This window comes from Enterobacter sp. WP_7_1 (assembly GCF_003688535.1).
Lineage (GTDB): Bacteria > Pseudomonadota > Gammaproteobacteria > Enterobacterales > Enterobacteriaceae > Enterobacter > Enterobacter asburiae.
In genome coordinates this window covers 39,844-52,900 of sequence record NZ_REFK01000008.1, presented here as the reverse complement: position 1 = coordinate 52,900, position 13,057 = coordinate 39,844, and the positions used below count along the sequence as shown (strand labels likewise).

General features: G+C 57.0%; 7 protein-coding genes. 6 read left to right on the top strand and 1 reads right to left on the bottom strand.

The window, feature by feature from the left end:
* Positions 1-127: 127 nt before the first annotated feature.
* From BJ885_RS21910 to BJ885_RS21885, 6 genes are all read left to right on the top strand, one after another.
* Positions 128-439: a hypothetical protein gene (locus BJ885_RS21910; RefSeq protein WP_032663648.1), complete on the top strand. Its 312-nt coding sequence runs from the start codon at positions 128-130 to the stop codon at positions 437-439.
* A 115-nt stretch (positions 440-554) separates the two neighbouring features.
* Complete coding sequence (traD, locus tag BJ885_RS21905) at positions 555-3,155, top strand: type IV conjugative transfer system coupling protein TraD (protein WP_121932789.1); 2,601 nt, start codon at positions 555-557, stop codon at positions 3,153-3,155.
* Positions 3,152-8,653 carry a conjugative transfer relaxase/helicase TraI gene (gene traI / locus BJ885_RS21900; protein ID WP_121932788.1) on the top strand — a complete coding sequence of 1,834 codons (5,502 nt, stop codon included), beginning with the start codon at positions 3,152-3,154 and terminating at the stop codon, positions 8,651-8,653. Before traD ends, traI begins: the two co-directional genes overlap by 4 nt.
* A 28-nt stretch (positions 8,654-8,681) precedes the next feature.
* Complete coding sequence (locus BJ885_RS21895) at positions 8,682-9,470, top strand: DsbA family protein (protein WP_032663653.1); 789 nt, start codon at positions 8,682-8,684, stop codon at positions 9,468-9,470.
* Between the two features lie 579 nt (positions 9,471-10,049).
* Positions 10,050-11,063 (top strand): plasmid replication initiator RepA, encoded by a 1,014-nt coding sequence (gene repA / locus BJ885_RS21890; protein WP_029403829.1) that lies wholly within the window; start codon positions 10,050-10,052, stop codon positions 11,061-11,063.
* An 888-nt stretch (positions 11,064-11,951) separates the two neighbouring features.
* Positions 11,952-12,755 (top strand): DUF4225 domain-containing protein, encoded by an 804-nt coding sequence (locus BJ885_RS21885; RefSeq protein ID WP_121932787.1) that lies wholly within the window; start codon positions 11,952-11,954, stop codon positions 12,753-12,755.
* Here the strand turns inward: BJ885_RS21885 and BJ885_RS21880 are convergent.
* Positions 12,733-13,056, bottom strand: coding sequence for a hypothetical protein (locus BJ885_RS21880; protein WP_121932786.1), 324 nt, complete (start codon positions 13,054-13,056; stop codon positions 12,733-12,735). The two genes, BJ885_RS21885 and BJ885_RS21880, sit on opposite strands and share 23 nt — an antisense overlap.
* Position 13,057 lies beyond the last annotated feature (1 nt).

Genomic DNA, 13,057 nt, shown 5'->3' with positions numbered 1-13,057 from the left:
TTCCGGGCAGGGTGCGTCAGTGCTTTCTGTCAGTTACCAGTAATTATGCTTCCTCGCATGACTGCGCCAGGCGCAGCCCTGCCTGCGGCGAGCGTTGCGTCCTTAATTTCAAAGGAGTTCGTCCATCATGATGCATCAGATAAATGAACGTGCAGATTACTCAGCTGAATTCTGGTCGCTTATCCATCTGGAAAGTGAGCTGATGGTAGCGAGGGCTTATCTGAATGTCTTTGGTTCACTTCCTGAGGGGCACGGAATGACCTTCATTACTGGCTGGGCTGGCTATGAATTCACTCTATATGGTCTGGAACCCCAGGAATGGTATTCACCGGTTTATAAGGATGTGGCCTCCTCAGTCCGCTCTATGGCTGCATACATTAATGCACAGGACTGGGAGGACGGATGTCAGCAGGCCAGATATGAACTGAGTCTGATGTAATAACCTGACGTTTTCCCACTCGCGGTACCACGTATTTCATCACCCTTTTCAACGTTTCTTCTCTGATAACACACATCACCGCGCAGGTGATGCGATAACGGCCGGACAACACTCTATGAGCTTCGCAGGAAAAAACCTCACCCAGGGCGGGCAGATGACCGCCTATCGCTGGCGCATGTTCATTCAGGTGAACAACTGGATAGGATTCTGGATCTTCATCCTGTTCGCCGTGCTGACTACCGCCATTTTTCTCTGGCGAATTCCACAGGAAGCCCTTGATAACGGCTCCCTGTGGTGGTTCGCCAGCATCAACAGCAGTTTTATCGAACTGATGCCGGCAACGGGGACGCCAAAAATTTACGACGTCCACTACTGGTATGCGCCAACGGCGACGATGATGGTGCTCAAAATGACCCTGCCGCAGATCTATGCGGACCCGTACATGCAGGCTATGGGTGACCAGTGCCTGACTGAGCTGCAGTGGGCGGCCTGTGCCAGCGGGCTGTTCAGTATGGTGGTGTTTATCGCCGTGACATGGTTTATCGCCAATATCGGTCGTAAGGAAAGTGAAGACGAATACATTTCCGGGATGCAGCTGACTGACAAGCCTGCCGAAGTTAATAAGCTGCTGCGTAAAAACGGTGAGTTCTCTGACCTGCGCGTGGGTGATCTGCATATGGTCAGGATGGCGGAGGTACTCAATTTCCTGATGCATGGCACTATCGGGGTGGGGAAGTCGACGCTAATACGCTGGTTACTCGACTACATCCGCAAACGTGGTGACCGGGCCATCATCTACGACTCCGGCTGTACCTTCACAGAAACCCATTACAACCCGTCCACCGATTTCATACTCTGTGCTCACGACGAACGCTGTGCCAACTGGCAGATGTGGGGCGAGTGTGTCGACGCCGTTGATTATGACAACCTGGCCGCCAGCCTTATTCCGGTGGAAGGCGACTCAGATCCGTTCTGGGTATCCAGCTCGCGAACCATCTATGCCGACCTGGCCATTCGTATGTCTACGGACCCGGAACGCAGTATTGAGAAGTTCCTCAAAACCCTGCTGTCTCTCAGCATGAAAAATCTGCGTGACTATCTGGCCAACACGCCCTCAGCCAACCTGGTTGAGGAGAAGATCGAGAAAACGGCCATTTCCATTCGCTCAGTGGTAACCAACTACGCCAAAGCCCTTCGCTACCTGCAGGGGCTGGATGACGGAACAAAGCCACCATTCACCATCAGAGAGTGGATGACGCAGGAACGCTATGACAGCAGCTGGCTGTTTATTTCAACCCAGGCTCGTCACCGCAAGAGTGTACGCCCGCTGATCTCACTGTGGGTATCTCTGGCCACGCTGATGCTGCAGAGCATGGGGGAGAACAGCGACCGCCGCGTATGGTTCATTATCGATGAAGCCCCCAGCCTGCAGCGCATCCCCGAGCTTGCCGAGACACTTGCTGAGGCGCGTAAGTTCGGCGGCTGTTTCGTGCTGGGGATGCAGAACATGGCCCAGCTGGTTCACGTCTATGGCCGCGAGCTGGCCAAAAGCATCTTTGACCTGATGAACACCCGTATGTACGGACGTTCGCCGAGTGCCGAGATGGCCAAAGTGGTGGAAGAGGAGCTGGGCAACCAGCGTAAGCGCAAAATCCGCGAGCAGAACAGCTACGGTCTGGACCAGGTGCGTGACGGTGTGTCCCTCGGTAAGGACGAGGTCAATAACCCCATTGTCGACTACGAGCAGATCATGCGTCTGCCAAACCTCAACTTCTACGTGCGCCTCCCGGGTGAGTATCCGGTCGTCCGTCTGAAGCTGAAATATCGCGCCCCGAAGAAGCGGCAGGCAGGCCTGATCGAGCGCAACATCCGTGATGCGCTTAGTCCAGAGCTTGAGAGGGTTATTCAGGAGAACGAGCGCGCAGCGGCGGCTGCAGGTCTGACATTCCCGACCGGAGACGAAATGCTGGAGAAGGGAAGCGAGACATCATCTGCTGCTGACGGTCCTGCACCGGTTTCATCAGCAGGGGCAACCGGCTCGCCGGCGGCATCGCCCGTCGAAAAAGTGGCTCGTGCCCGAATGGAGGAACCGAATCCATCACGCAGCGCTGCACCTGAACGGCAGCCGGTACCAGCCAGGGAGCCCGTGACATCCCGAACAGCGCCAGTGGTCCCGGAAGTAGTGACTGAAAAACACAGCACGGTGACAGACCCTGTCACCGAAGACAAAAAAGACAACGTTGTTTCTCTTCGTATTGTCGGGCTGGCTAAACGTACCGCTGAAGCACCGGGCAAAGCACCGGTCGTGGCCGATGTATCTGGCAGCAAATCTCCTGCTGGCTCCGTACAACCGATGCCGGATGCTCTCAAAGCCCTGCGAAATCGTCAGCACATATCTGAACCGCCCGTCGCATCACCCCTGAGCATGCTGCACAGGGCGCGTCAGCGTCCTGCCACTTCAGAAGGCGATCAGCAGACCGAAGAAAGCGGTGGCGAATCAATGAATCTGGATATGAAGGTGACGGCACTGCCTGACGGCGGCCTGAGTATGACGACGGCAGGGAAGTCAGTGACACCGCAATCCCCGGATGAAGCCCACAGCACCCACCGGCAGCTGGCGAAGGAAGAAGAGAACATTTTACTTCACCGTCACGCGGACGATCCGGGTTACGACGAAAACGACCATCACTATTACGACAGAGAGCCTGAACTATGATGTCAGTCGCCCCTGTAGCGTCAGCCGGCGAGGCTGCAGGCTACTACAGCAATTCCGATAACTACTATTTTCTGGGCAGCCTGCAGAGCCTCTGGATGGGAGAGGGTGCAAAAGAGCTGGGCCTTGAGGGCAATGTCCGAGGCGATGACCTGACGGCCGTGCTCGAGGGACGTCTGCCGGACGGCTCACGGCTTGGCAAGGAGGTTAACGGACAGCACGTCCACCGCCCCGGTCATGACCTGACCTTTTCCGCCCCCAAGAGCGTGTCCATTCTGGCACTCATCGGCAACGATAAAGAAATGGTGGAAGCACATAACCATGCCGTCCGCGTTGCGGCCGGCTATGTCGAGAAACTCATCTCGGCCCGCGACACGAAAGACGGCGTTACGTCCATTGTGCACACCGGCAAGATGGTGGCGGCCGCATATACGCATGATACCTCGCGCAATCTCGACCCGCAGCTGCACACCCATCTCCTGATTGCCAACATGACGGAGTATGCGGGCAAATGGAAAGCCCTGGCCACGGACTATATCCATAACGCCGGCTTTATCGAAACCGTCATGAAGCATCAGGTCACGCTCGGGAAAATTTATCGCAGCGCGCTGCGTGAGCGGGTTGAAGCGCTCGGCCATGAAGTGGAAGAAGTAGGCAAGCATGGCATGTGGGAAATCAAGGGCGTTCCGGAAGAAGTCCGGGACGAATATTCCTCACGGGGCCGGGAAATTCAGGGGGCCGTGGGGGCTGAAGCCACGCTGCGCAGCCGGGATATGGCGGCCAAAGACACCCGCAGAGCGAAAGTTGACCCTTCGCGGATGCGCCTGATGGAGCGCTGGCTGGGCCAGATGAAGGAGAAGGGATTTGATCTGAAGGCGTACCAGGAGAGCGTGGTGCCGCGTGATGCAGGTCTTCGTGAGACCGCGCCTCAGCCGGAGCGAGATCACCAGGCTAAGCCGGTTCCTGCCGGGCCTGAACAGGCTTCTCCGCAGACGTCGTCCACGGCAGAAAAGAGCGTCGACACACCTGCTCAACTCACAGAACGGGAGAGCCTGTCCCGTCAGCCAGTACCACAACAGACTGACACGCTGAGTCAGCCGGCACAGACCGTTCCCGAAAAGACGCCGGCGACCAGGAGCATTCCTGCAGCGCAGCTGGACACTGAAATACCCCGCCCGGAACTGACTGAGGCTGTCCGTATGGCCATCTCGCAGCTCAGCGACAGTAAAACGCGCTTCACCTTTGGCGAGCTGATGATGACCACCGCTGAGCTGAGCGAACGGCTGCCGGAGATTCAGGATATTCGTGTGGCCATCGATGCGGCGCTGAAGGACGGCATGATTGTGCCGCTGGACAGTGAGAAAGGGGTCTTCACCTCCCGTATTCACCTGCTCGATGAACTCTCGATCCAGGCGCTGAGTCAGGAGCATCTCAAATCCACAAAAGTCGTCAGTTTCACCCGCCCGGCGCAGTACGCGCCGGCTGCGCTGGAAGTGGTAGAGAAAGACGCCCTGGTTCTGATGAATGCCCCGTCAGGCGTGGCGGGCATCCGTGACCTGACCGCGCAGCTGGCCGGTATTGCCGGCGCGAACGGTCGTGACGTGCAGGTGCTGGCCAGCTCTGCCGAGCGCGCCATTTCACTGGCGAAATCCGACGATTTGCGGGAACGGATCATCAGCCGTCAGCATGTTCTGAGCGGTGATTTTCACCTGAAACCCCAGAGCACGCTGATTATCGAAGGAGCAGAGCGTCTGGGATTAAAGGAGACGCTGGTTCTGCTGGGCGAAGCGCGCGCGCAGGACGCACAGCTGGTCTTTCTCGACAGTGCCGGGCGGCAGGCGAACGGTAATGCCATGTCCGTACTGGAGTCCGCGGGGGTTGCCCGCTCCCGCCGCACTGAGCCGGCACCCGGGCTGGAGGCCGAAGTGGTCAGTATTCCGAACAAACGCGACCGTTACGAGGCGCTGGCCAACCGGTTTGCAGAGCTGAGCGGAGGAACTGAAAACGTCACCGCCGTCGTGATCGGCCGGCGTGAACAGGCACAGCTGACGGGCCTGGTACGTGAGGCGCTGCAGAACGCAGGGCAGCTGGGCCGCGATGGCGTGGAGATAGAGGCCCGGCAGCCGGTCTGGCTCGACAGCAAAACGCGCCGCATGCCCGGTTCATACCGTCCCGGTATGGTGCTTGAAGATCGCACGGACGCAAAAGAGCGTAAGTCCTATGTGATTGATCGGGTGCATGAGGATACGCGAGTCCTCTCGCTCATCGACGGGGACGGCGTGCTGACCCGGATGAAAATCGGTGATATCAGCGCTGACTGGCGTCTTTTCAGCCGTGAAACCCTCAGCGTGGCCACCGGCGAAAAACTGCTGTCCGTGGCGGGCGACCGCGAGCACAGCCTGAAGGCCAAAGATCGTCTTGAGGTGACCGGGATAAGTGAAAAGGGGATTGAGGTTAAACGGGGGGAAGACACCCTGACGCTGCCAAAAGACCAGCCGCTCTATCTGTCACATGCTTACGTGACCGCGCCGGGCGGACGGGATAACGACACCGGCGTGGTGCTGGCCGCGCTGAACAGCCGCGACATATCGACCCAGACCATGAACTCGCTGGCACAGAGTGGCCACCGTGCGGAAGTGTTCACCGCCGAAGTGCAGGACCGGGCTGAAGCCCGGTTGCAGCGCATGAAGACAAATGCCTCTCCCGTGCAGCTGGTCAAAAACCTGAGCGGACACCAGGACGTCAGTCAGGCGGTGGATTCACTGCATGACAGCGTCCGGACGGACGCGGGACTTGCCGTCTGGCGTGCCATTAACGACCAGCGCACCGTGGTTATCAGCGAGCTGAAGCTCGCGACGGAAGCGCAGAAATATCATCCCGACCTTGAGGCCATCGGGAATGAAATTGGCGCGATGATCAAAAACGGCGAGCTGTTATCCGTATCTGCAGGGGGAGAGCCGGTACTGGTTTCCCGGTCCACCTGGGAGATGGAGAAAGCCATTCTGCGCGTGGTGGAGGAAGGAAAGGGCACGCAGCAGCCGTTGCTGGAACAGGTACCGGAGGCCGTGCTGAACGGCCTGACGGATGGCCAGAAAAAGGCGACCACCCTGGTGCTGGGTACCACGGACCAGTTTATCGGGATTCAGGGCTATGCCGGCGTGGGGAAAACCACGCAGCTGAAGGCGGTGATATCTGCACTGGAGACCTTACCGGCGGACGTTCGCCCGGTGATGACGGGGCTTGCTCCTACGCACCAGGCAGTGAAAGAGATGAGCGACGTCGGTGTACGGGCGCAGACAATCAAATCCTTTGTCGTTGAGCATGACCAGGCGACGGCCGCAGGCGGGAAGCCTGACTATAAAGGCCAGGTGTTTCTTATCGATGAGTCCTCAATGGCAGGCAACCAGGATACGGCGGCACTGTTCCAGGCCATTGCCAGCGGCGGCGGTCGCGCAGTCTCGATGGGGGATATCGACCAGTTTGAAGCGGTCGACGTGGGCGCGCCGTTTAAGCTGATGCAGGAGCGAAGCCCGATGGATGTGGCCATCATGAAGCAAATCGTCCGTCAGAAAGACCTGCAGCTGCGCGGTGCCGTTCACGACATCATTGATAACCGGATCGATGCGGCCCTGCAGCGTATTGAAACCCAGACGGCTGACCGCGTTGCGCGTAGCGCTTCAGCCGCGCTCCCGGAGAGTGCCATTCAGGAAACGGAGGCGCCCGTTAACGATATCGTGGAGGACTGGACGGACCGGACGCCGGAGGCCCGGTCCCGCACGCTCATCATTGCGCAGCTGAACGCCGACCGTAAGGCGATAAATGCCGGCATTCATGCCGTGCTTGCTGCGCGGGGGGAACTTGGAGAGAAGGCCATTAAGGTGCCCGTGCTCGATAAAATCACCCATACCCGCCATGAGTTCAACAAAACAGAGGCCTGGGAAGCCGGGATGGTGGTTAAACGCGGCGATCGCTACCAGGATGTGCTGGCCGTTGACCGTAACGGCAGCACGGTGACGGTACGTGATGAGGAGGGGAAGATTGGTCTGGTTTCACCGAAGGAGCTGATCACCGGTGACGTGCAGCTGTTTCGCCGCAGCGAGATGGAAGTCCGTTCCGGCGATCTGCTTAAGTTCACGGCGACCGATCGCGAACAGGGGCAGATGGCCAACCAGCGCTATACGGTGGAGTCGGTCAGCGAGGAGGGGAATATCCGTCTGAAGGGGGAGAACGGTCGCGTCACCATCAATCCGGAGAAGGTCCGGGCGCAGCAGCATCTCGACTACGGATGGGCCGTTACCGGCTACGGTGCACAGGGGGCAAGTAGCGATTATGTCATTGCGCTTGAGGGCACGAAAGACGGGCGTAAGGCGCTGGCTTCCCGTCGGGCCTTCTACATCTCAACTTCCCGCGTCAAGGAGCACGTCCAGATTTACACCGACAATAAAGCGGACTGGGTTAAGGCGATAAAAACGCCGGAGCGTGATATCAAAACGGCGCACGATGCGCTGGCGCCTGAAACGCAGCGTAAACAGGCGAAAGCCATCTGGGCAATGGGGCAGCCGGTGAAGAAAACGGCCATCGGTCGCGCCTGGGTGCGCCATCAGGGCATGCAGGATGCGTCACTGACGGCAAAAATCATCCCGGCCACCCGGCGTTTTCCTGAACCGGCGCTGGCGCTGCCGGTGTATGACAACAATGGCAGGAGTGCGGGCCTGGCCCTGGTTTCCCTGGTTGCCAGCCCGGAAGGACGGATGACGCAGGGTGAGACCCGGATGGTCATGACAGAACGTGCCCGTGGCGCCGTGCTGCAGCGGAGTCAGTCCGGAAACACGATTGTGGCCAGCGACCTGACGGCCGCACTCGAGGCAGTACGAAATCATCCAAAGGACGGCGTGGTCTGGCAGACGGGAAATGAGTCACTCTCGACACATCTGTTAAAAGTCAGTGGCGGAATTATCAGGGCAGAGGAAGAGGGACTCGCTCAGCACGTTATCGGCAAAGAAAGCGAAATTGTACTTCCGGCAAAAACCGTGCTGCACGAAGCCCTGGCGGAAACTGCTGATCTTAAGGCAGCGCTGGCACAGGAAGAAGAAAGACGACAGCAAGATGAACCAGGTATCAGTAAGGCATTGATACAGGAGAATGCGCCCAAAGATGAGCAGGAAAAATACTCGATTCCGGTTGAGGATACGGTGCGCATCAGGCCTGACATGATCGCTGACAATCAGAGCACAGAACCACATAAACCCGAACACTGGAAGGTGAAACAGATAGCGGACAGGGACAGTAGCATGGCGAAGGACGTGGGAAGAGTGGACGGTCGCGATAATGTAGCGGACAAATCCCTTTCTGACCGTGAGCAACATATGGCGTCACGTATGGGCAGACAGCTGGTCAACAGTGAGAGCGATATCGTCCGTCAGCCAGACAGTAGTGAGCGTGGAAGGATGCCGGAGCGCGAAGAACAGACACTCACCCGAACCATTCCGAAAGAACGTTAATCTCACTTTTAACCACGAGAATCAGACAATGAAAGCAAACAAATTAGCAGCATTTATAGTTACAACATACATTGGCTTTATTTCAACGGCACACGCTTCAGCCCCTCAGCCTTTATTCAGCCCGGAGCAGGAGGCACGTATCGGCGAAATCGCTGCCGACTATCTGGTTTCTCACCCGGAGATTCTGGTGACGGTCAGTCATAAACTGCAGGAACAGCAGGAGGCACGTAAGCAGAAGATGTTTGCACTCAGCGTAATGGAGAATCAGGCGAACCTTCTGCATGATCCGGACACACCGGCTTACGGGCCTGATAACGCAAAGGTCGCGGTGATTGAATTCTTTGATTACCAGTGCGTGTTCTGCAGCCGCTTCGCGCCGGAGCTGGAGAAGGTTATGAAAGCGCAGCCGGACGTCCGCTACCTCTTTAAGGAGTGGCCAATATTTGGTGGTCGCTGGGAAGCTTCACTGCAGGCAGCGCAGCAGGGGCTGACGGTCTGGCAAAAGAAAGGGCCGCAGGCCTATGTCACCTATCACAATGCCGTCTACGCCACCGGCCATAATGAAGGCAAGCTGACGGCGGAGGATATTCTCGCGGCAGCGTCAAAGGCAGGGCTGGCTGCCCCAGCTCCTGGCGACCATACCGCATCCCTTGAGAAAAACAGTAACCTGGCAGAGGAACTGGGACTCACCGGAACGCCGGGGATCATCGTCATGCCCGTTAGCGGTGCGACTCCCGACACCATCACAGTTTTCCCGGAAGCCGTAACCGCTGAAAGACTCCAGGCAGCAATCCGGAAAGCCACCAGAGTGAAATGATCCTCAGCCCGAAGAACGTCTCCCGCCAGAGACTGTTTTTCATGTTCCGCGCGTAATTGCCATCTTTCCGTTCCGTTCTCCTGCGCTTCCTCGATCAGGCCTGCCGGCCTGATACTGCGGCGAGCGCTGCCGGTTATAGTCCCTTAAGGGCAATTAGCATGCAAACTATGGACGGTTATCTGGTCTAACATCTGGAAAAATTACTGACGAGAAGGTAGTATTCGGATCGTCAGCGATCGTCTTGTGGTGGGACAGATTGTTGATTCAGATTACTTTTGTGACCTAACTCAAACTGACGGTTTGACTGCTTTGTGGTGAGGCAGGCGGGTGGCAGAAGATGGTTTTACGGAAGAAATGCGGACTTCCGGAAACAAACAGGGACAGGACGTGTCCAGTAAAACGTTCAGGAGCAGGTAACGGGATTTCCCGGAGCCTGAATGCACAAACCCCCTGAAATCTGTATCCACTTTGGCGGGCGGTTCAGATTCAGGGGGTCCAAAAGCAGGCGCGTTGCCTGTGAAGGATTATAACGCATGCACCATAGAAAACAACACCCGGCCGCCATAAGAACAGGCCGCCGTGAATGACAATCAGATTTCTGTTCACTGGTCAGATCTACCGAAAGATGAGCTAACCCGTTTCTGGCAGGATGTCGATGCCGGCACTCAGGGTAATTTCCTCATTGCACCGATCAAAAAACTGACCCGCCGCAAACGCGGTGAGCATTCCACAAAAGCCAAATGTGAGAACCCGGCCTGGTATCGCCCGGAGCATTATAAAAAGCTCTCCGGACAGCTCGGTCATGCCTACAATCGCCTGGTAAAAAAAGACAAAGAAACCGGGCAGGTCAGCCTGCGCATGCATGTTTCGCGTCACCCTCTCTATGTCGCCGGCCGCCGTAAAGCGGGACGTAAATATGGCTTCCGTCCGGAACGTCAGCGCCTGCTCGATGCGCTCTGGCCAGTGCTCATCAGCTTCTGTGATGCCGGCAAGCATACCGTTGGCATGTGTATCTCCCGTCTTGCAAAAGAACTCAGTGCAAAGGACGCAAAAGGCAATGTCATTCCGGAAACGGAGGTGACGGTGTCACGCCTTTCACGGCTTATTGAGGAACAGGTAAGGTTTGGCGTCCTGGGCCTTGCGGAAGAACGCACCTGGGATCGTGAATCCCGCTCCTGGCTGCCAACGTATGTCTATATCACCCCCGTGGGATTCCAGATGCTGGGCGTCGATATGGACAAGCTGTTTAAAGAGCAGGAGAAGAAGCTCCGTCAGAGCGCCGAGCGTGAGCAGCTGATACGGGAAGGGGTGATGAGCGAATATGATGATGTTCAGCCCCACTCCGCGCGGAAATGCTGGTCTGGCCGTAAGCGTCGGGAGGCACTCGTTTACCGCCGCAAAAAAGGCGCAGAGCGTAAACGTGCCAACAATCTGATTAAGCTGCCGGCAGATGAACGACTCCATGCAATGTCTGAATGGATTTACCGCACCCTGCCGCCTGACGAAGCGTACTGGTGCACATCTGAGCGCCTGAAGGCTCTGGCCATCCAGCATCTTTACCAGCTGGATCTGGCGCTTTCTCCACCGGACTAGTCACAGACGAAACAAATGTCTTTCTGTTTACAGGCCCCTCACCGGGGCTTTTCGTGCTGGTTTTTTTCGGCCATTATGCTCATTTTTCATCCTTCACTCCTTTCTTCTTCCGGTCACCATGACGTTCTGCCGGTCGTTATGGCCCGCAATGGCCACTGTCTCTTTTTTTTACACAGAAATCCGCAAACGAATAAGTGAAGTAACCCGGAAATGAATAAAAGACATTCCGCAAAACAGTCTTACTTCACCTTTTTTATCTCTCTGTTCATTACATTCCAGAGTAGATCTTTGTCTTTGGCCACTCTGTGGATAACGTAAAATGCCTTCGCATGCAGCGGCCTCACGGCCGCGCGCTCAGAAAGAAATCAAAAGTTCCTCCCGTCGCAAGCGCCGGGCCCCGTTCTGGCCACAACCCGGCACCGCATACATACCTGACCCCTGCTAAACCGACGCCGCCCCGGCCCGTAGGGCCGGAACACCCTCGCTTTAAGAGGGATGTTGTAACTAGAAGTAAGAGCTGCTGCAGTTAGCGTCGCGGCAAGCCCACTGTACACGCTCGTAAGCGCCTGACGGCGCTAACGCGGAGATACAGCCCGTCAGCGGCCTCTGGCCTCGACGGGCTCACTCCGACCGCGCACGTCACTACCAGGCGTGGCGGTTAACGGGTATGGCTTTGCAGGGTAAGGGATGGGACAGGCAGAACCTTTCAAACCGCAGCGGCTTACGCCGGTCACGGCGCCCGTCGACTTCCTCTCCCTGTCTGGCTTCAGCTGGCGCCTCCATGCCGCGATGCGGCATCAGTGAGTTCTGCAGGGCAGTGTGTCCTTTTTTGTTGTCAAAACTAGTATCGGGAATATGCTTTCAGAGACAGATAAGCGAGGCGATAAAATGGACACGTTGCTTTTACCCGGCCAGAATCCCCGTGCCTGGGCGGAAACCATGATCAACCTGGAGGCCAGGAAACTGGTTAACACGGCCAACACGGTGGCACCCATGCACCTTCAGGATGGTTTTATCCGGATTCAGTTTGTGGATGAGATCAAGGCATTCATCATGGCCCAGTTTGAGGCCGCACGCCGGGCGAAAACGGATGATGACTGTATGGCTTGTTTGCGGGCCTTACGGGCTGAAAATAGCAGCCTGCTGGAGCAGTCCCGTTCGCTCAAAACCGGCTATGCAAAACTCTATGCCGAGGTGAAGGTTGTCCGGGACGAGAACAAAATTGTGGGCTACATCATTTCAGCGGTCGACGTCGTGGTGGCCGGTGCAGCCATCTTTGGTGGGATCGTCATGATGTCCTCGATGACGCCGGTGGGCGTGGTGGCTGGCGCGGTGATAGTCGTAAATGGCTTTAACACGATTTCACGGGAAGCCGCGCACAATCTCCTCGGTGATAAACAGACGGAGGGGATATTTGCGGACGGATCGATGGAGTTCGCTGAATTTTTGGGCTTCAGCCGGCAGCAGGGGCTGGGAACCTATAAGGCTGTCACACTCTTCAGCGAAGTGTACGGCGCTTATGGCCTGAGGCTGAAACCCGAAGCACAACGGCTGTGGTACTGGACCAGGCCCGATTTCTTCAGGAAAGTATCCGGCACGCCACGTCCCGCAATGGCGCTTAAAATTGCGGGATGGGGAGTTAAAGCCAAAGTGGCGCTTGATTTACTGACTATTGAGCCTTCCGGGAAATAGTCTTCTGCAGGCGGAATGCTTTCCAGCCCAGTACAGGTGGGAAGGTCACCCAGGCAATGATCAGGACGACAAGGGAACTCATGCCCCCGGAAAGAATGTGTGTCCGGCTGCCGGCAATGAGGGTGACCAGCATAACCAGAACCAGCGCGACAGTGATCCATACCGACACCCGGAAGCGCCGTGATAGCGCATCGATGAGATGCTGCATGGTGCCTCCGCCTGCTGCAAGCCGGCCCTGTAAATTGTTCACTTCGCTCTTGCTGAAACCTGCCTCAAGCAGCTCTTTCTCACTGATAGCCATC

Excerpts from the sequence above, each read along its gene's own strand:
- BJ885_RS21910 (WP_032663648.1), top strand. The coding sequence starts at position 128 with ATGATGCATCAGATAAATGAACGTGCAGATTACTCAGCTGAATTCTGG.
- traD (WP_121932789.1), top strand. The coding sequence starts at position 555 with ATGAGCTTCGCAGGAAAAAACCTCACCCAGGGCGGGCAGATGACCGCC.
- traI (WP_121932788.1), top strand. The coding sequence starts at position 3,152 with ATGATGTCAGTCGCCCCTGTAGCGTCAGCCGGCGAGGCTGCAGGCTAC.
- BJ885_RS21895 (WP_032663653.1), top strand. The coding sequence starts at position 8,682 with ATGAAAGCAAACAAATTAGCAGCATTTATAGTTACAACATACATTGGC.
- BJ885_RS21885 (WP_121932787.1), top strand. The coding sequence starts at position 11,952 with ATGGACACGTTGCTTTTACCCGGCCAGAATCCCCGTGCCTGGGCGGAA.
- BJ885_RS21880 (WP_121932786.1), bottom strand. The coding sequence starts at position 13,056 with ATGGCTATCAGTGAGAAAGAGCTGCTTGAGGCAGGTTTCAGCAAGAGC.